Origin of the sequence: Aureimonas pseudogalii (genome assembly GCF_014196835.1) — a bacterium.
GTDB classification, from domain to species: domain Bacteria; phylum Pseudomonadota; class Alphaproteobacteria; order Rhizobiales; family Rhizobiaceae; genus Aureimonas; species Aureimonas pseudogalii.
On the sequence record NZ_JACIEK010000008.1, the window covers coordinates 65160 to 84140 of the forward strand.

An 18981-nucleotide genomic window follows, 5' to 3' on the forward strand; every position below is an offset into this window, starting at 1 on the left:
ATGCGTATTCTCCTGACCAACGACGACGGCATCCACGCGCCCGGCCTGAAGGTGCTCGAACGCATCGCGCGGGAGCTCTCGGACGACGTCTGGATCGTGGCGCCCGAGACCGACCAGAGCGGCCTGTCACATTCGCTCACGCTCTCGTCGCCGCTGCGTCTTCGGCAAGAATCGGAGAAGCGCTTCGCCCTCACGGGCACACCGACCGACTGCGTGATCATGGCGACCAAGCGCGTGCTGCCCGGCGCCCCGGATCTGGTTCTCTCGGGCGTCAACGCCGGCCAGAACATCAGCGACGACGTGACCTATTCGGGTACCGTCGCAGCCGCCATCGAAGGCACGCTCCTCGGTTTCCGCTCGATCGCGCTCAGCCAGGCCTTCCGCCCCGACCGCGACCGCGAGGCGACCTGGGCGACGGCCGAACGCCACGGGGCGTCGGTGATCCGTCGTCTCATCGACGTGGACGTGCCGGCCGGCACGCTGCTCAACGTCAACTTTCCCGCCGTCGCGCCGGACGAGGTGCAGGGCGTGTCGCTGACCCGGCAGGGCAAGCTCGACTATTCGCTCGACGTCGAGGAGCGGCATGACGGGCGCGGCAACCCCTATTTCTGGCTGAAGTTCGGCCGGCAGGCGGGACCGCAAATGGACGAGTCCGACATCGGCGCGCTGGAGGCAGGCCGGATCTCGGTGACGCCGCTGCATCTCGATCTCACGAACCACGCCTTACGCGAATCGCTGCGCGCAAGCTTCGCCTGACGGATCGGCCATGACGACTTCGACCGCCGACCGGGAACAACTCGCGTCCTTTCTCATGACGCTTCGATCCGACGACGGGATCGGAGCACGCGTCATGACGGTGGTCGAGGCAGTGCCGCGGCGGCTCTTCGTCGGGCCGGACATCGCCGACATCTTCGCCGACCAGTCGCTGCCCCTCGAATGCGGGCAGACGATGCCGAGTGCGCGCGCCGCGGTTCGGCTGGCGGGTGCGCTTCGGGTGCAGCCCGAGAGCCGCATCCTCGAGATCGGCACCGGCAGCGGCTACGTCACGGCGCTGCTCGCCAGGCTCGGCCTGCATGTGACGACGCTCGACCGCTACAAGACGCTGCTCACCCGCGCAGCGGAGCGTCTGAAGGCCTGCGGCATCACGAACGTGACCTATATCCAGGAGGATGGGCGCGATGGTTATGCGGGCCAGGCGCCCTTCGACCGGATCGTCGTCCATGCCTCGTTCGAGGCGCTGCCCCGCGCCTTCGTCGAGCAGATGGCGTCGCAGGGTATCCTCGTCACCGCCATCGGGGCGCCGGGCGAGCGCCAGCGGATCGTGCGCCATCAGAAGCTCGGCAGTCGCTTCGAGGAAGAGCTCCTGTTCGACGCCCGTTTGCAGCCGCTCGAACGGGGCGTCGCGACACTCCTGTAAAGGAATTCGGCATTCCCGCGCCGTGGTTTAACCCGCGGGTAACATTAACGCGCTCTAATGCGGCTCAAGGTTGGGCGAATGCATGGGGACGACGATGCGCGTGGATGGGTTGATCAGATTTCGGGCTCCATTGATGCGCTCCGCAGCGCTCGTGACCGTCACCATGCTCGTCGCGGGCTGCAGCGCCGACGCGACGAGACTGCAGGACGGCTTCTACACGGGCGCGATCCCAAAGGCCCCGGTGCAGCAGCAGACGCAGATGGCGGCCGCTGCGCCGAGCTACGGCGCCGGCCAGCCGAACGCCTCCTACGGGTCCGGCACCACAGGCCCGTCGCAGACCTATGCGGTGGCGACAGGCCCGGTCTCGCGCTCGACGCTGCCGCCCCCGCCGGCCGCGTCCTACGGCGACGGCGGCTACCCCGCTGCGGCGCCCGCCTCCGCTCCCATGGCGTCTTCGCCCGTCGGTTCGCAGCAGGTGGCGCAGACCAGCGCGGCGCGCGGCCTCTCGGCCAGCGAGCCCGCCCGCAGCCAGCCGGTGCGCTCGGCCTCGGCCGGTTCGATTACGGTGACGTCGGGTGACTCGGTCCTCGGCCTGGCACGCCGCAACGGCGTCAGCGCCGCCGAGCTTCGCCGCGCCAACGGGCTCAGCGACGACAACATCCGCATCGGCCAAGTGCTGACGATACCGGGCGGCGCTTCGGCACCGGCGCAGCAGACCCGCGTCGCCACCCTCGGCGCCCCGCCGACCACGCTGCAGGCGCAGGCCAAGGCCATTCCTTCGCCGCGCGTGGCGCCGCCGGCGCCCGCCGTCGCTGCCGCCGCCAAGCCTGCACCGACGCTGGCGACGGTCACCCCGGTGAAGCCGGCCGCGCCAGCCCACACGGCGCCGGTCGCGTCGCAGCCTGCCGTCGCCGCGGCACCAACCCCTGCGACGCCCGCCAAGCCGGAGGCCTCCAGCTCGGCCATCGCCGCGGCTGCCCCGGCCCCGGCGACCACGGTCGCGGCGGAAGAGAAGCAGGAAGAGGCGTCGATAGCGCCGAAGTCGACGGGCATCGACGAGTTCCGCTGGCCGGTGCAGGGCCGCGTCGTCAAGAACTTCGGCGACAAGGTCGGCTCGCGCCGCAACGACGGCTTGAACATCTCGGTGCCGCGCGGCACGCCGGTGAAGGCCGCCGAGAACGGCGTCGTCATCTATGCCGGCGAGGGCCTCAAGGAGTTCGGCAAGACCGTGCTGATCAAGCACGACAACGGCCTCGTGACCGTCTACGGCCACGCCGACGACATCCTCGTGCAGCGCGGCGCCACCGTGAAGCGCGGGCAGGAGATCGCCAAGGCCGGCATGACCGGCGAGACCGACGTGCCGATCGTCCACTTCGAGGTCCGCAAGGATTCCTCGCCCGTCAACCCGATGACGTATCTGCGCTGAAGACTTCGGCTGATGTCGAAGGGGAAGGGGCTGGCGGTGACGCCGGCCCTTTTCGTTGCGTCCTCGTAAGAGCGCACGGGGAGATCGTTGCGGATCACCGAAGGCGCCCAACCGAGTTCAACCGGCGTCGCGATTGAGGGAGGCAATAGCGCTTGCCGGCGATCAGGTGCGCGTACGCCGGCTGATCGCGACCGACAATGGATCACGCTCAGGGCCTACGCCGACGAACGACGGCGTGCGGGAAAACTCTATGCGAGGCCGCTCGAAGCGATCTGCATCGTCATTGAGCGAAAGAGCTCCGACGAAAAAACGGGTCTCGCAAACCCGAGTTCGAGATTCCGCCACGAGACAGCCAGAGATCGCCGGCGTGTCCGTCTCGTCGCAGGACATCAGTCCGCCGACCATCGCCGAAATGACAGGACTATGCGGATCGAAACTCGAACTGACGGTGAATGGTGGGCGATGCAGGGATTGAACCTGCGACCCCTGCAGTGTGAATGCAGTGCTCTCCCGCTGAGCTAATCGCCCGCTCTGCGGCTGCCATGGCAACCGGCGGTGAGCGTCGTATAAGGCCGATTCCCCGCTCTCGTCAATGCGAGGCGTCGGGCTCGCAAGCAAAAACCCGTCAGAGGGGACGCGGAATGAACGCGCTCGTCAGGCGATCGAGCAGGCGGGGTTCGAGTTCGCCGAAGTTGTCGATCGTGGCGCTGGCCATCGCGCGGACGGGAGCACCCGCGTCGTAGCCGAACGAGACGAGGATGCCCGGCACGAAAGCCCGTCGCGCCGCCTCCATGTCGGTCTCGCTGTCGCCGACCAGCACGGCATGGGCGCGGTGGCCGCCCGCACGGTCGATCGTGCCGTGGAGATGGACGGGGTCGGGCTTGCGACAGGCGAAGGTGTCGGCGCCGCAGATCGCCGCGAAACGGGGCGACAAGCCCAACGCGTCGAGCAGGCGAACCGCCAGCGCTTCGGTCTTGTTCGTGCAGACGGCAAGGATCGAGCCGTCGGCGGCGAGACGATCAAGCGCGAGGGCGACGCCGGGATAGAGCGTCGAGGCCTCTGCGATGTTCGCGGTGTAGTGTTCGAGGAAGCGCGCGGTCTGGCCGGCCAGTTCGTCTACCGGAAGAGGGCGACCGGCGCGGGCGTAGGCGGCCCGCAGCATGGCCTGCGCGCCGCGCCCAGCATCCGGGCGCACCTCGGCCAGCGTCGTCGGCTCCAGTCCGGCAAGCGTCAGGCAGTGATTGAGGCTGCCGGCGAGGTCGGGCGCGGTGTCGACGAGCGTGCCGTCGAGATCGAACACCACGGTGGGGCGCGGAGCCCCGGCGGAATTCGGGTGTCCGGTGCGAACGGAGGCGGATCGGCGGGGGCGTGCGGTGAGGGATGCGACGGCGCTCATGGGCGTGGACTTTGGCTGGGGCAGGCGGGAGGTCAAGCCGGCGCGTCGCCGAGGCCGCCATCATGGCGCGCGGGCGTCTGCTTCTTCCCGGTGTTGGCGTAACCGGGTCACACTGTGCCGGGGCAATCGCGAAGAAAGCCTTTCCAGTCGGCGACTTTTGCCGGCGGCCGGGCGCATTTCCGGTTGCGTGCGCGTCGTCTTTGGTCTCAAGCCTGACCGAGGCATGGCGAGGACGGAGGACGACATGGACGCCCAGGCGATGAAGGACCGCATCGGCTTCGAGGCGGCGCGCCGCGTCGACAGCGGCATGCGCCTCGGCATCGGCACCGGCTCGACCGCTGAAGCCTTCGTTCGCGCGCTGGCCGAGCGGGTGAAGGAGGGTCTGCGCATCGTCGGCGTGCCGACCTCCGAGCGCACGGCGCGGCTCTGCCGCGACCTCGGCATTCCCTTGACGACGCTCGAAGAGCTGCCGGAACTCGACCTCACCATCGACGGCACCGACGAGGTCGACGGCGCGCTCCGGCTGATCAAGGGCGGCGGCGGCGCGCTCCTGCGCGAGAAGATCGTCGCCTCCGCCTCGGCGCGGATGCTCGTCATCGCCGACGTCACGAAGAAGGTCGAGACGCTCGGCGCTTTTCCGCTGCCCGTCGAGATCAACGGCTTCGGCATCGTCTCGACCCTCCTGGCCATCGAACGGGCTGCCGGTCTCGTCGGAGTCGCAGGCACGCTCGCACTGCGCCGCACGGGCGACGACCCCTTCATCACCGACGGCGGACACCTGATCGTCGACGCATCATTTGGCCGCATTCCCGATCCAGAAGCCCTCTCGGCTGCTCTCCACGCGATTCCGGGCGTGGTCGAGCACGGCTTGTTTCTGGGCTTGGCGAGTTCGGTTATGTTGGCGGGTCCGGACGGCATCGAGGAACTCGCCGCCGACTGAGCTCCGCGCCAGCCGGCGCCGGGGGCTTGCGGGACGCGGCGGAGTTTGGCACGGGATGCGCCACCGCCAATCGATCGAATTTGATGGAGAAGGAACTCTGATGGTTCTCAGCGACACGCTGCGCCGCGCAATGTTGGCCACGGTGGCCGTCGTCGGCTTGTCCGCGGTGCCGGCCATGGCGCAGGACGTCAGTCCCTCGCATCTGACGGCGGCGCGCGAGGCGGTCGATGCGCTCGATACGACCGAGCAGTTCGACCAGATTCTCCTCAACGCCGCGACGCAGATCAAGGCCGAGTTGATCGTCAACAACCCCAATCTCCAGACCGAGATTTCCGATATGGTGGATGAGAGCGCCATCGCGCTCGCACCGCGCCGCGGCGCTTTGGAGAACGAGGTCGCCCGGATCTACGCCAAGCTCTTCACCGAGCAGGAACTGCGCGAGGTCTCGCAGTTCTACAAGTCCGAGGCCGGCCGCAAGCTGATCCAGCAGGGGCCGCAGGCCAGCCGCGAAATGCTGTCGGCCGCCGACGTGTGGTCCAACGGCATCGTGCGCGACCTGCGCGCCAGCGCGATCAACGGCATGGCCAAGCTCGCGCCGGGCGCGGCGCCGACCACGGCACCTCCGGGCACCGCACCCGCCCAGTAACGTTGCGACCCGGCGACATCGCGATCCGGTGACGACCGCCGGGATGCGCTATATGGTTCGAGCAGGCGGCCCGCGGGCCGCCTTTTCCGTATGAGGAGACGGCGTTTGGCCCAAGGCGAGTTCGACTACGACCTGTTCGTCATCGGTGGAGGCTCGGGCGGCGTGCGGGCGGCGCGTCGCACCGCGGCGCTCGGCAAGCGCGTGGCGATCGCGGAGGAGTACCGCTACGGCGGAACCTGCGTGATCCGCGGCTGCGTGCCGAAGAAGCTCTTCGTCTACGCCTCGCAGTTCTCCGACGGGTTCGAGGACGCGGCCGGCTATGGCTGGACCGTGGGCGAGCGTTCGTTCGACTGGCCGACGCTGATCGCGGCCAAGGATCGCGAGATCGACCGTCTGGAAGGGATCTACCGGCGCAACCTGGAGCGTGCGGGCACCGAAATTCTCGAGTCGCGAGCGGTGATCGACGGGTCTCACCGCGTCCGGCTGCTCGCCAGCGACACGGTGGTGACGGCCGAGCGGATCCTGATCGCGGCCGGCGGGCGCGCCAACCCGTTCGCGACGCTGCCGGGCGCCGAACACTGCATCACGTCCAACGAGGCGTTCCATCTGGAGCGCCTGCCACGATCGATCGTCATCCTCGGCGGCGGCTACATCGCGGTGGAGTTCGCCAACATCTTCTGCGGCCTCGGGGTCGAGGTCACGCTCGTCTATCGCGGTGCCGAGATCCTGCAGGGCTTCGACGACGACATTCGTGCCGCCCTGCACGAGGCGATGACGAAGCGTGGCATCGCGATTCGCTGTGAGGACACGATCACCGCCGTGGAGCGCTCGGCCGAAGGGCGGTTGCGGGCGACGCTGAAGAGCGGCGATGCCCTCGACGCCGATCAGGTGATGCTGGCGGTGGGGCGCATGCCCAACACGCTGAACCTCGGCTGCGAGAAAGCCGGCGTCGAGTTGGACGAGAAGGGCGCCGTGCGGGTCGACGATTTCTCGAAGACGACGTCCGATCATGTCTGGGCGATCGGCGACATCACCAACCGCGTGCAGCTGACGCCGGTCGCCATCCACGAGGCGATGTGCTTCGTCGATACCGTCTTCCTCGACAGGCCGACGAAGCCCGACCACGACACGGTGCCGACCGCCGTCTTCTCGCATCCCGAGATCGGCACGGCGGGACTGACCGAGGCGGAGGCAGCCAAGCGCTTTGGCGACCTCGACATCTATAAGGCGAGCTTCAAGCCGATGAAGCACACGCTGACCGGCCGCGACGAGACGATGATGGTGAAGATCGTGGTGGACGCCGCCAGCCGCCGGGTTCTGGGCACACACATCCTCGGTCCCGACGCCGGCGAGCTCGCGCAGGTTCTCGGCATCTGCGTGAAGGCAGGCCTGACCAAGGAGGACTTCGACCGCACGATGGCGGTGCATCCCACCGCCGCCGAGGAACTAGTGACGATGTACGAGCCGAGCACCCGCGTGCGCGGGGGCGCCGTCGTCGATGGCTGATCGCGGCGAGGGATCGGACCCGATCCACGAGGACGATCCCGACCTCGTGCGGTTGGCGCGGGAGGGCCGCGTCGTTGCCTATTTCGGCTATGGCTCGCTGGTCAACCGCCTGACCCTGCGGACCCGCTTTCTCGGCATCCGCCGCGCCACGGTCTCGGGCTGGCGGCGCGCCTGGATGCGGCGCGCGAGCCCCAACATGGCGTTGCTCTCGGTGCGGCCCGAGGAGGGCGCTGAGACGCAAGGCGTGGTGGTCTACGACCATGCCGATCATCTGCCCTCGGTGGACGAGCGAGAGGCCGCTTATGTACGCCGCGTCGTGCCCTTGCCGTGGATCGCCATCGAGCATGCTCCGGTCGCCGAGGTTCCGCTCTTCATCTACGAGGCGTCGCCGGAAGAGCCGGATGCGGCCGAACTCGGCGCGACGATCATGCAATCCTATCTCGACGCCGTGCTGCAGGGCTTCGCCTCGCTCTACGGCGAACTTGGCCTGCGGCGCTTCGTCGAGGAGACGGAGGGGTTCGAGACCGCGATCCTGCGCGATCGCGCCGCGCCGCTCTATCCGCGTTCGGTGGCGCTCTCCTTGACCGAGGCCGAACTGTTCGACGACCTGGTGATCCGGCGGGGCGCCCGGTTCGTCGATTTCGCAGGCTGACACACGATATCCGTCGTGGGTGACAAAGCGCCGGCTTCATGCCATTGAGCGGCGACCGAGCGCCCGTCCCCATCGGCGGGACTGCCGCGAAGCCGTCCCGGACAAGAACAAACCCGAGAGGAGACGGCCGGCTCGCGTTCGGTGAAGGAGATGGTCATGGCGAAGGATTGGAACCCGTCGAGCTGGCGTGCGAAGGCGATCGAGCAGGTGCCCGCCTATCCCGACGCGAACGCGCTGGCCGAGACCGAGAAGCGCATCGCGACCTTTCCGCCCCTCGTTTTTGCAGGTGAGGCACGCAAGCTGAAGCGCGCGCTGGCGGAGGTGGCCGAGGGCCGCTCCTTCCTGCTGCAGGGCGGCGACTGCGCCGAGAGCTTCGCTGAACACGGCGCCGACAACATCCGCGACTTCTTCCGCGCCTTCCTCCAGATGGCGGTGGTGCTGACCTTCGGCGCCTCGTCGCCGGTGGTGAAGGTCGGGCGCATCGCCGGCCAGTTCGCCAAGCCGCGCTCGTCGGGCGTCGAGACCAAGGGCGACGTGACGTTGCCCTCGTACCGTGGCGACATCGTCAACGGCATCGAGTTCGACGCGGCCTCGCGCATCCCGAACCCCGAACGGCAGGAGATGGCGTACCGCCAGTCGGCGGCGACGCTCAACCTGCTGCGCGCCTTCGCGCAGGGCGGCTATGCCAATCTCGACAACGTCCACCAGTGGATGCTCGGCTTCGTGTCCGGCTCGCCGCAGGCGGAGCGATACGGCCAGCTCGCGGACCGTATCTCCGAAACGATGAACTTCATGCGCGCCATCGGCATCAACTCCGAGACGCATCCCGCGCTGCGCGAGACCGATTTCTTCACCAGCCACGAAGCGCTGCTTCTGGGCTACGAGGAGGCGATGACGCGCGTCGATTCGACGACGGGCGAGTGGTACGCGACCTCCGGCCACATGATCTGGATCGGCGATCGCACGCGCCAGCTCGAAAACGCGCATGTCGAGTATTGCCGCGGCATCAAGAACCCGCTCGGCTTGAAATGCGGCCCGTCGCTCAAGGCCGACGATCTCATCCGCCTCATCGACGTGCTCAATCCGCAGAACGAGGCGGGGCGCCTGACGCTGATCACGCGATTCGGCCACGACAAGGTGGAGGAGTACCTGCCGCGCCTCATCCGCGCCGTGGAGCGGGAAGGGCGCAAGGTCGTGTGGTCCTGCGATCCGATGCATGGCAACACGATCACGGTGAACGACTACAAGACCCGGCCGTTCGACCGCATTCTCGGCGAGGTGCAGTCCTTCTTCGACGTGCATCGCGCAGAGGGCACGCATGCCGGCGGCATCCACATCGAGATGACCGGCAAGGACGTAACGGAATGCACCGGCGGCGCGCGCCCTGTTCTCGCCGAGGATCTGTCCGACCGCTACCACACGCATTGCGACCCGCGCCTCAATGCCAATCAGGCGCTCGAACTGTCGTTCCTGGTGGCGGAGCGCATCAAGAAGGAAGCCGAGGCCCATTAGCCGCGGCAGGCCGCGAACTTCTAGAACGGGACGCCCGTTCGCAGAAACGAAAGGCCGGCTCCGCGAGGGGCCGGCCTTTTTCATTTTGGATGCGGAGCCTCGGTCAATCCGGGATGCGCGGCTTGCGAGGCGGGCCGGAGGACGCCGGCTGTAGCTCGCGGGGCTTGTCCTCGTTCGGCTCCTTGCGGGAAAACAGCTTGTCGCGGACCACCGATCCGCCCTGCTGCCAAGCGAAGAACAGCGCCAGCGCGACGGCAAGGACGGCGAGTGCCACCATGACGCCGTGCTCCATCATCTCGAGACGCGCGAAGACCGACGAGATCGAATAGCCGAACACGAAGCCGATCGACGTGAAGATTCCCGCCCAGATGCCGGCGCCGAGGAAGTTCAGGATAAGAAAACGCGGCACGCTGATCGACGAGAGACCGAGCGCCACGAGGCCGGGCATGCGCAGGCCGTAGACGTAGCGGTTGACGATGACGAAATAGGCCTGGAACCGATCCACGAGGCGAAGCGCCTTGGCGAATTTCGGTTTCTTCGTCCAGCGCACGACCCAGCGGTTTCCAGAGAAGTAGCGGGCGAAAAGGAACACGGCGAGATCGCCGCAGAAGGAGCCGACGAAGGCCAGCCCCGCCATCAGCCAGATCGGATAGGTTCCTCGGTACGACAGGAACCCCCCGATGATGGCGAACACCTCGCCTTCGAAGAAGGTGCCGATGAACACGATGCCGAGACCGAACCGGTCGATCAGTGCAAGGATTTCGTTCACGCGTGCTCCGATGGATGCGGCGGGTCGCCGACTGCCGTGCGCCCTATGTCGGGCGCCGAACTCGATTTGCAATCGGAACGGCTTCAGGGTCACACCCTTCGCGCAGCATCCCGAAATTTGTGTGACGGGTTCGCCTCGATCCCCGAATCTATGCCGCCCTCGATCGTTCGACGCAGGCCATCGCCGATGGGCCGCGCCAGGCGATTCGAAAGGCGGGCCGGCCCTGCGGCCATAGCGCATTCGATCCGCGGGCGCCACCGAGCGGCAAGCCCCACCAGAGGAACACCGGCATGATGGAAATCCCCACGCTTCGTGACGTCGCGTCCGCGTGCTCGCTCGTCGGCGTGCTGTTCGTCGTCCGCCATCTCGTCGCGATGCGCCGCATCTGGGCGGTCGACGGCTGGCCGCGCGCCATTCGCGACGTCTGGCGCGCCACTCGGACAGACGCGTACGGGCCGGAGTTCGAGCCCGACCGGCGCCATGCCGCCCGCCAGCTCTATGTCGGCATCACGTTTCTGGCTGTCGGCCTGCTGCTCTTCGCCGGCATTCTCGCGCAGGCCGTCCTCGGACCCGTCTTCGCCCAGGCCGGCCTCGCCTGAGCGGGTGCCGCGGATCGCCGGTCGATTGCGCTCCACCGCCGCTCTGGTCTATCGCGGGCGATGACCATCATCGTTCGCTTCGCGCCGTCCCCCACGGGTTATCTCCATATCGGCAATCTCCGGCCGGCGCTCTTCAACTGGCTGTTCGCGCAGCGCGAGGGCGGGCGCTACGTTCTGCGCTTCGACGACACCGACGCCGAGCGCTCGAAGCCCGAATATGCCGCGGCGATCCTCGAAGATCTCAACTGGATCGGCATCGAGCCCGACGAGGTGACCGCGCAGTCCGACCGGCTCGCGCTCTACGACGCCGCGGCCGACCGGCTGCGCGAGGCCGGCTGGCTCTATCCCTGCTACGAGACATCAGACGAACTGGAGCGCGCTCGCGCGCGTCGTAAGCTGCGCGGTCTGCCGCCGGTGTACGGCCGGGAGGCGTTGCGGCTGACGGACCCGGAGCGTGCGACGCTGGAGGCGGAAGGGCGGCGCCCGCATTGGCGCTTCCGGCTGCCGAATTTCACGAACGATCCCTTCGCGCCCGAGCGCACGGAGATCCACTGGGACGATCTCGTGCGCGGCCCGCAGACGGTGGATCTCGCCTCGCTCTCCGATCCCGTGCTCGTGCGCGAGGACGGCACCTATCTCTACACTCTGCCTTCGGTGGTGGACGACGGCGAGATGGGCATCAGCCACGTGCTGCGGGGAGACGACCACATCACCAACACCGGCGTGCAGATCGCCATTTGCCAAGCCCTCGGCTTCGCTACGCCGGTTTACGGGCATTTCAACCTGCTGACCACGATCGACGGCGAGGGGCTCTCCAAGCGCACCGGGGCGCTGTCTTTGCGCTCATTGCGCGAGGCCGACCTCGAGCCCATGGCGGTCGCCTCGCTCGCTGTCCTCACCGGGCTCGCCGGGTCGATCGAGGCCATGCCCGACCTTGCCGGCCTCGGCGAGCGCGTCGATTTCACCACCGTCTCGGCGTCGAGCTCCAAGTTCGATCCCGCCGAACTCGACCGGCTGAACGCCGAACTCGTCCACGCGATGCCCTACGAGGTGGCGGCATCGCGCCTTGCGGCGATGGGCGTGCCCGAGGGGCAGGCCGCGGCGTTCTGGATGGTGGTTCGGCAGAACTGCGTGCGCCTTCGCGACGCGGCGGAGTGGGTGCCCGTGGTGTTCGGCGATCTGCCGTCGCGCTTCGAGGGCTCGGACGACGACCGTGTCTTCCTCCAGGCGGCCTTCGACCTCTTGCCGAGCGGCCCCTTCGACGACGCGACGTGGAAGCGCTGGACCGACGCCGTGAAGGCGGCGACCGGCCGCAAGGGGCGGGCGCTCTTCATGCCGCTGCGCCAGGCGCTGACCGGCCTCGACCACGGACCGGATCTCGCCGGTCTCCTGCCGCTGATCGGGCGGGACCGGGCGCTCTCGCGCCGGCCCTGACCCTTCGACCAGGGAAGGCCCTGTCAGCCGCGCTGAACCGCCTCGGCCACCGCGATCGCCGCCATGTTGACGACCCCGCGCGAGGTCACCGACGGCGTCAGGATGTGCGCGGGCGTGGCCGCGCCGAGCAGGATCGGCCCGACATGCAGCGCGTCGGTCGTCACCTTCACGACGTTCATCGTGATGTTGGCGGCGTCGAGCGTCGGGAAGAGCAGGAGATTGGCGTCCTCCGTCAGCGTCGAGTTCGGCATCACGCGGTGGCGCAGGTCTTTCGAGAGCGCGGCGTCGCCATGCATCTCGCCGTCGATTTCGAGATCGGGCGACTGCTGGCGCACCAGCGCAAGCGCCTCGCGCAGCTTGCGCGCGTCGGCGGTGTCGCCCGTGCCGAAGTTCGAGTGCGAGAGCAGGGCGGCACGCGGCTTGATGCCGAACCGTTCGATCTCGACCGAGGCGAGATGCGCGATCTCGGCAAGGTTCTCTGCGTTCGGGCTCTCCTGCACGTAGCTGTCGGCGAAGAAGATCGTCCCGTATTGCGAGATAAGAAGGCTCATGGCCGACAGCTTCTTGACGCCGGGCGCGACGCCGATCACCTGCCGAATGTCGCGGATGTGGCGCGAGAAGCGCCCGCCGAGACCGCAGATCAGCGCGTCGGCATCGCCGCGCGAGACCGACACGGCGGCGATCACGGTGGTGTTGGTGCGCACGAGAGCCCGGGCGGTGTCCGGGTTCACGCCGCGCCGGCCGACCTTGGAGAAGTAGTGGTCGACATAGTCGCGGTAGCGCGGATCGTCCTCGGGGTTCACGACCTCGAAGTCGACGCCGGGGCGGATTCGCAGGCCGAAGCGCTCCAACCGGGTCTGCAGCACGCTCGGTCGCCCGACGAGAATCGGCTTGCAGATCTTCTCCTCCAGCATGACCTGCGCGGCGCGCAGCACCCGCTCGTCCTCGCCGTCGGCGAAGATCACCCGCTTGCCGGAATTGCGGGCGATGGCGAAGATCGGCTTCATCACGAGGCCGGAGCGGAACACGAACCGGTTGAGCCGGTCCATGTAGGCGTCCCAATCCGCGATCGGGCGCGAGGCGACGCCCGACGCTTCCGCGGCGCGCGCCACGGCCGGCGCGATCTTGAGGATGAGGCGCGGGTCGAAGGGCGAGGGGATGAGATATTCCGGCCCGAACTGCGGCGTTTCGCTGCCATAGGCCTTGGCGGCGACCTCCGACACTTCCTCGCGGGCGAGCGCGGCGATGGCGTCCACCGCCGCGATCTTCATCTCCTCGTTGATCGAGGTGGCGCCGCAGTCGAGCGCGCCGCGGAAGATGTAGGGAAAGCAGAGGACGTTGTTGACCTGGTTCGGGAAGTCCGAGCGCCCGGTGCAGATCATCGCGTCGGCGCGCACGGCGCGGGCGAGCTCGGGCATGATCTCGGGCGTCGGGTTGGCGAGCGCCATGATGAGAGGGCGCGGCGCCATCTTCTCCAGAAGCTCGGGCTTAAGGATGCCGCCGGCCGAAAGACCGAGGAACACGTCGGCGCCCTCGATGACCTCGGCAAGGCTGCGCGCCTCGGTCTTCTTGGCATAGACCGCCATCCAGCGATCCATGCGCTTCTCGCGGCCCTCGTAGACGACGCCCTCGATGTCGGTGCAGGTGATGTTCTCGACCTTCGCGCCGAGCGAGACTAGGAGGTTGAGGCAGGCCAGCGCGGCCGCGCCGGCGCCGGAGGTGACGATGCGCACCTCCTCGATCTTCTTGTCCGCGAGGAGCAGCGCGTTGCGAACGGCCGCGGCCACGATGATCGCGGTGCCATGCTGGTCGTCGTGGAAGACGGGAATCGCCATCTTGGCGCGCAGCTGCTCCTCGACCTCGAAGCACTCGGGCGCCTTGATGTCTTCGAGGTTGATGCCGCCGAAGGTCGGCTCCAGCGCCGAGACGACGTCCACCATCCGCTCGATGCTGGCGGCGTCGATCTCGATGTCGAAGACGTCGATGTCGGCGAATTTCTTGAAGAGCACGGCCTTGCCCTCCATCACCGGCTTGGACGCCAGCGGGCCGATATTGCCGAGGCCCAGCACCGCCGAGCCGTTGGAGACGACGGCCACGAGATTGGCACGGCTGGTGAAGTCGGCGGCCTTCGAGGGATCGGCGGCGATGGCGAGGCAGGGCGCGGCGACGCCCGGCGAATAGGCAAGCGCGAGATCGCGCTGGTTGCCGAGCGGCTTGGTCGCCTGGATGGCCAGTTTCCCGGGCTTGGGATGGCGATGGTAGAATAGCGCCTGCGCATCGAGATCGGCTGCGGCCTGACGGGTCTTCGTGTCTTCGGCGCCGGGCATGATCTCTCCGTTCGTGTCGCTGTTCATGTCGGTCCGGTTCCTAGATCAGAAGCGGAGGGCAGCGCAAATCCCGCGTCCGGGATCGTAAGGCCGACTGCCGTCATACGCGTGCAATGAGACTCGGTCATCTCCTCCCTTGCCAGACGGCTTCGGCATCGGCGGGGAGCGGCATGATGAACCAGCTGAACGACACCCGGCATTTCCGCACGCTCTTTCTCTCCGACATCCATCTCGGATCGAAGGCGGCGCAGGCGGAGCTTCTCATCGAGTTTCTGAAGACGCACGACGCCGAGAAGATCTACCTCGTGGGCGACATCGTCGACGGCTGGCGGTTGCGGCGCTCCTGGTACTGGCCGCAGTCGCACAACGACGTGGTGCAGAAGCTCCTTCGCAAGGGGCGCAAGGGCACCGAGATCGTCTACGTTCCCGGCAATCACGACGAATTCCTGCGCGACTTCACCGGCCGCCATTTCGGCGGCATAGAGGTGAAGCTCAACGACATCCACGAGACCGCCAACGGACGGCGCTTCCTGGTGATGCACGGCGACGAGTTCGACGTCGTGGTGCGCAACGCCCGCCTCATCGCCTATCTCGGCGACTGGGCCTACGACGCGGCGATCGCCCTCAACCCCGTCTTCAACGCCATTCGTCGCCGCTTCGGCTTCGGCTACTGGTCGTTCTCGTCCTGGGCCAAGCTCAAGGTGAAGAACGCCGTGAGCTTCATCGGCGCCTTCGAGGCGGCGCTGGCGGCGGAAGCGGCGCGCCATGGCTGCGATGGCGTGATCTGCGGCCATATCCACCACGCGGCCATCTCGGAGCGCGAGGGGCTGCAATACGTCAACACCGGCGACTGGGTGGAAAGCTGCACGGCGATCGCCGAGCGCCACGATGGAAGCCTCGAGCTGATCCGGTGGACGCAGGCCTCGGCGGCGGTCAAGCTCGGCCCGCCCGCGGTTCCGGTGCGGCTCGTCTCGCCCGAGAGCGCCGCGGCGTCGGAGGCCGCGTGATGCGCATCCTCATCGCGACCGACGCCTGGGCGCCGCAGATCAACGGCGTGGTGCGCACCCTGTCGAGCCTCGCCGACCAGCTTCGCGAGCGCGGCGCCGAGGTGCTCGTGCTCTCGCCCGAGCACTTCAAGACCTTCCCCTGTCCGAGCTATCCCGAGATCCGGCTGGCGGTGGCCTGGCAGACGGCCGTCGCCAAGGCGATCCGCGACTTCGACCCGGACGCGATCCACATCGCGACCGAAGGGCCCATCGGCTTCCAGACGCGGCGCTTCTGCCTGCGGGGGAAGCGCAGCTTCACCACCAGCTTCCACACGCGCTTTCCCGAATACATCCGCAAGCGCGCGCCGGTGCCGGAGGGGCTGACCTACGCTTGGCTGCGTCGCTTTCATGCGCCCGCGACCGCCTGTCTCGTGCCCACCGAGACGATGCGGCGCGATCTCGCCGGGCGCGGCTTCGCCAATCTCGTCACCTGGACGCGCGGCGTCGACCGCCGACTGTTTCGCCCCGCCGAGCCCTTGGCGCTGGATCTGCCGCGCCCGATCTTCATGACCGTGTCGCGCGTCGCGAGAGAGAAGAACCTCGAGGCCTTTCTCGACCTCGACCTGCCGGGATCGAAGCTGGTGGTGGGAGATGGGCCTCAACTGGCCGAGCTCATCCGGCGCTATCCGCGCGTCCACTTCGCCGGGGCCAAGACGGGCGAGACGCTGGCGCGCTACTATGCCTCCGGCGACGTGTTCGTGTTCCCCTCGAAGACCGACACGTTCGGCATCGTGCTGATCGAGGCGCTGGCCTGCGGGCTGCCGGTTGCCGCCTATCCCGAGCCCGGTCCCATGGACGTTCTCGCCGGCACCGGAGCCGGCGCGATCTCCACCGATCTCCTCACCGCCTGCCGCGAAGCGCTCACGCTGTCGCGCGAGGACGCGCTGCGTCGTTCGCTGCACTACACCTGGGAGGCCTGCGCCGACGTCTTCCTGGAGGCGGCGAACCGCCGGGCTCGACCGCCCGCGCGCTACGAGCTGATCGGCGCCCACTGACAGGGCGACTAGCGCCATCGTGATTGTCGCTGGGGGCGACGGCTGCTAGGCACGGGGCCATCCGCCCCATGCGATGCCGAGTCCGATGTCCGCCGCCCCGTCTCCTTCCCGCGAAGACCGGCGCCTCTTCGAGCGCCGGATGGCCTTCGTCTTCGTCGGCTCGTTCATCACGCTCGGCGTCTTCAGTCCGTTCTTTCCCGTATGGCTGGCCTTCGAGGGGCTCGATGCCGACGAGATCGGCCTGATCCTCGGGCTGCAGATCGCTCTGCGCGTCGTCGTCTGCCCGCTCGTGCTGCGCTGGGCCGATCGCTCGCCGGAGCGCGCCGACGTGCTCGTCGCCATCTCGCTCGCCTCGCTGGCAGCCGCCGGCCTGTTCTCGTTCGTAGAAGGCTGGACCGCGATTCTGGCGGCGACGCTTCTCCTCGCCTGCGTCTGGTCGCCGGTCATTCCGCTCAGCGATGCCGTGGCGCTGGCCGGCGTCCGGCGTCTCGCGGTCGATTACGGCCGTACGCGGCTCTGGGGCTCCGTCGCCTTCATCGTCGCCAACGTCGCGGGCGGCCTCGTCATCGCCCGGCTCGGCGAGAGCTGGTTCCCAGCGCTTCTCTTCGCGGCCTTCGCGATCGCCGCCGCGGCGACGCTGCGCGTGCCCCGTTTCGGGCGACCGCGGCAAGCCTCGCCCGCGCCCCTGCCGCCGATGAGCGAGCCCTGGCTGCCGGCACCGAGCGTCTTCGGCCGGTTTCGGCGTCTCGCACCCGCGCCCGACCTGCGCAGCCTCCTGCCGCTGCTCCTGGCGATCGGTCTCGTGCAGTCGAGCCATGCGCTCCTGAACGGCTTCGGCTCGCTGCAATGGACCCGTCTTGGCTACTCGCCGACCGAGATTGGGATCTTTTGGGCCGTCGGCGTCGTCGCAGAGGTCGTGCTGTTCCGGTTTGCCGCTGGGCCCATGCGGCGCTTCGGCGTGCGCGGATTTCTGCTCGTCTCCGGCCTCGCCTCGGTGCTGCGATGGTCGCTTCTCACCCTCGATCTCGGCTTCGCAGGGTTCCTCCTGCTACAGACCACCCACGCGCTGACCTTCGCCGGCACCCATCTGGCGCTCCAGACGCTGATCGGCTCCTCCGTTGCGGAACATCGGCTGGGCGCGGCCCAGGGCACGGCTTTCGCGCTGCAGACGGGGCTGATGGCCGCCACCACGTTCGGCGGTGGACTTCTCTACTCGGCCTTCGGCGCCGACGCCTTCTTCGCCATGGCGGCGCTCGCCGGCGCGGGCGTTCTCCTGGCGCTTCTCGGTCCTCAGCCCCAGAGGGCCGATGTCGGCGGGGCGACGAGCGAGCCCTCGTAGACGAGGCCGTCCGGCCGGTCGGTCCGCAGCAGCAGCGGACCGTCGAGATCGACGATTTCCGCGTCTTGCGCGAGGAGAAGCGCCGGCGCCATGGCCAGCGACGTGCCGACCATGCAGCCCACCATCACGCCGAACCCATGGGCGCGCGCCTCTGCAAGAAAGCGCAGCCCTTCGGTCAGCCCGCCGGTCTTGTCGAGCTTGAGGTTCACGTAGTCGTAGCGCCCGACGAGGGCGCCGAGATCGTCCGCGCCGTGGACGGATTCGTCGGCACAGACCGGCACCGGGCGCGGCATGCGGGCGAGGATGGCGTCCTGGCCCGCGGGAAGCGGCTGTTCGACGACCCAGGCGCCGCAGGCCGCCGCCGCCAGCATGTTCTCCCGGATCGTCTCCTCGCTCCATGCTTCGTTCGCGTCGATGATCAGGCGTGCGTCCGGCGCGGCTTCGCGCACCGCCCGCATGCGGGCGATGTCGTCCGCGCCGCGGCCGACCTTGACCTTCAGCACGCTGCGCCCGCTCGCGGCGCGCGTCGCCTCCGCCATCTCGGCCGGCGTTCCCAGCGAGATCGTGAACGCGGTGGTGACACGATGCAGGGCGGCGAGCCCCGCGAGATCGGCGGCCCCGCGACCGCCCAGCTTGGCGTCGAGATCCCAGAGTGCGCAATCGGCCGCGTTGCGCGCCGCGCCGGCGGGCAGGGCCGTTTGCAGCGTTGCGCGGTCGAGGCCGGCTTCGAGCGCCGGCCGCAGCGCTTCCAGGGCGGCGACCACGGACTCGACGCTCTCGCCGTAGCGCGCATAGGGAACGCATTCTCCGCGGCCGGCATGGTTCTCGTCCTCGATCCGACAAACCACCACCGCCGCCTCGGTTTTCGACCCGCGAGCGATCGTGAATTGTGCCGCGAGGGGGAACCGCTCCACTGTGACCGAAACACGACGTTCCATTTTAATCCTTAATTCCAAGTCAATGTCTGATTGCGAGTG

Annotated in this window: 17 protein-coding genes and 1 tRNA gene; 13 read left to right on the plus strand and 5 right to left on the minus strand. The window is 68.3% G+C overall.

Annotation, left to right across the window (positions count from 1 at the left end):
• The 3 genes from surE (at position 1) to GGR04_RS14730 (ending at position 2843) form a co-directional block, all read left to right on the plus strand.
• The gene (gene surE / locus GGR04_RS14720; RefSeq protein ID WP_183200688.1) at positions 1-756 is read left to right on the plus strand and encodes a 5'/3'-nucleotidase SurE; all 756 of its coding nucleotides are present in this window, start codon (positions 1-3) and stop codon (positions 754-756) included.
• 10 nt (positions 757-766) lie between these two features.
• Positions 767-1417 (plus strand): methyltransferase domain-containing protein, encoded by a 651-nt coding sequence (locus tag GGR04_RS14725; protein WP_183200689.1) that lies wholly within the window; start codon positions 767-769, stop codon positions 1415-1417.
• 133 nt (positions 1418-1550) lie between these two features.
• Positions 1551-2843: a M23 family metallopeptidase gene (locus GGR04_RS14730; protein ID WP_246393174.1), complete on the plus strand. Its 1293-nt coding sequence runs from the start codon at positions 1551-1553 to the stop codon at positions 2841-2843.
• Between the two features lie 453 nt (positions 2844-3296).
• Here the strand turns inward: GGR04_RS14730 and GGR04_RS14735 are convergent.
• Positions 3297-3371 (minus strand) — tRNA-Val (locus tag GGR04_RS14735).
• A gap of 97 nt (positions 3372-3468) precedes the next feature.
• On the minus strand, positions 3469-4239 hold the full coding sequence (locus GGR04_RS14740; protein ID WP_183200691.1) for an HAD-IA family hydrolase: 771 nt from the start codon (positions 4237-4239) through the stop codon (positions 3469-3471).
• A 244-nt stretch (positions 4240-4483) separates the two neighbouring features.
• Here GGR04_RS14740 and rpiA point away from each other — a divergent pair, with 244 nt between their 5' ends.
• The 5 genes from rpiA to GGR04_RS14765 all read left to right on the plus strand — a co-directional run bounded on the left by rpiA (position 4484) and on the right by GGR04_RS14765 (position 9495).
• On the plus strand, positions 4484-5179 hold the full coding sequence (gene rpiA, locus GGR04_RS14745; RefSeq protein ID WP_183200692.1) for a ribose-5-phosphate isomerase RpiA: 696 nt from the start codon (positions 4484-4486) through the stop codon (positions 5177-5179).
• Between the two features lie 100 nt (positions 5180-5279).
• On the plus strand, positions 5280-5825 hold the full coding sequence (locus tag GGR04_RS14750) for a DUF2059 domain-containing protein (RefSeq protein ID WP_183200693.1): 546 nt from the start codon (positions 5280-5282) through the stop codon (positions 5823-5825).
• A 90-nt stretch (positions 5826-5915) separates the two neighbouring features.
• Positions 5916-7331 (plus strand): glutathione-disulfide reductase, encoded by a 1416-nt coding sequence (gene gor / locus GGR04_RS14755; RefSeq protein ID WP_183200694.1) that lies wholly within the window; start codon positions 5916-5918, stop codon positions 7329-7331.
• Positions 7324-7983 (plus strand): gamma-glutamylcyclotransferase family protein, encoded by a 660-nt coding sequence (locus tag GGR04_RS14760; protein WP_183200695.1) that lies wholly within the window; start codon positions 7324-7326, stop codon positions 7981-7983. Before gor ends, GGR04_RS14760 begins: the two co-directional genes overlap by 8 nt.
• 156 nt (positions 7984-8139) lie before the next feature.
• Positions 8140-9495: a class II 3-deoxy-7-phosphoheptulonate synthase gene (locus GGR04_RS14765; RefSeq protein ID WP_183200696.1), complete on the plus strand. Its 1356-nt coding sequence runs from the start codon at positions 8140-8142 to the stop codon at positions 9493-9495.
• Positions 9496-9598: 103 nt separating this feature from the next.
• Here the strand turns inward: GGR04_RS14765 and GGR04_RS14770 are convergent, their stop codons facing one another.
• On the minus strand, positions 9599-10264 hold the full coding sequence (locus GGR04_RS14770; protein ID WP_183200697.1) for a DedA family protein: 666 nt from the start codon (positions 10262-10264) through the stop codon (positions 9599-9601).
• Between the two features lie 290 nt (positions 10265-10554).
• Between GGR04_RS14770 and GGR04_RS14775 the strand changes: the two genes are divergently transcribed.
• Both GGR04_RS14775 and gltX read left to right on the plus strand, forming a co-directional pair.
• Entirely contained in the window at positions 10555-10863 is a 309-nt protein-coding gene (locus GGR04_RS14775) for a hypothetical protein (protein ID WP_183200698.1), read from the plus strand.
• Between the two features lie 60 nt (positions 10864-10923).
• Entirely contained in the window at positions 10924-12297 is a 1374-nt protein-coding gene (gene gltX, locus GGR04_RS14780) for a glutamate--tRNA ligase (RefSeq protein WP_183200699.1), read from the plus strand.
• Between the two features lie 23 nt (positions 12298-12320).
• Here gltX and GGR04_RS14785 read toward each other — a convergent pair whose 3' ends face one another.
• Positions 12321-14624 (minus strand): NADP-dependent malic enzyme, encoded by a 2304-nt coding sequence (locus tag GGR04_RS14785; protein ID WP_183200807.1) that lies wholly within the window; start codon positions 14622-14624, stop codon positions 12321-12323.
• Positions 14625-14797: 173 nt separating this feature from the next.
• Between GGR04_RS14785 and GGR04_RS14790 the strand changes: the two genes are divergently transcribed.
• The 3 genes from GGR04_RS14790 to GGR04_RS14800 all read left to right on the plus strand — a co-directional run bounded on the left by GGR04_RS14790 (position 14798) and on the right by GGR04_RS14800 (position 18004).
• Positions 14798-15631 carry a UDP-2,3-diacylglucosamine diphosphatase gene (locus tag GGR04_RS14790; RefSeq protein ID WP_376769862.1) on the plus strand — a complete coding sequence of 278 codons (834 nt, stop codon included), beginning with the start codon at positions 14798-14800 and terminating at the stop codon, positions 15629-15631.
• Positions 15631-16665, plus strand: a complete 1035-nt coding sequence (locus GGR04_RS14795) for a glycosyltransferase family 4 protein (RefSeq protein WP_183200701.1) — start codon at positions 15631-15633, stop codon at positions 16663-16665. Before GGR04_RS14790 ends, GGR04_RS14795 begins: the two co-directional genes overlap by 1 nt.
• 85 nt (positions 16666-16750) lie before the next feature.
• Positions 16751-18004: an MFS transporter gene (locus GGR04_RS14800; protein WP_183200702.1), complete on the plus strand. Its 1254-nt coding sequence runs from the start codon at positions 16751-16753 to the stop codon at positions 18002-18004.
• Here GGR04_RS14800 and dgcA read toward each other — a convergent pair.
• Positions 17956-18942, minus strand: a complete 987-nt coding sequence (dgcA, locus tag GGR04_RS14805) for an N-acetyl-D-Glu racemase DgcA (protein WP_183200703.1) — start codon at positions 18940-18942, stop codon at positions 17956-17958. The two genes, GGR04_RS14800 and dgcA, sit on opposite strands and share 49 nt — an antisense overlap.
• Between the last annotated feature and the right edge of the window lie 39 nt (positions 18943-18981).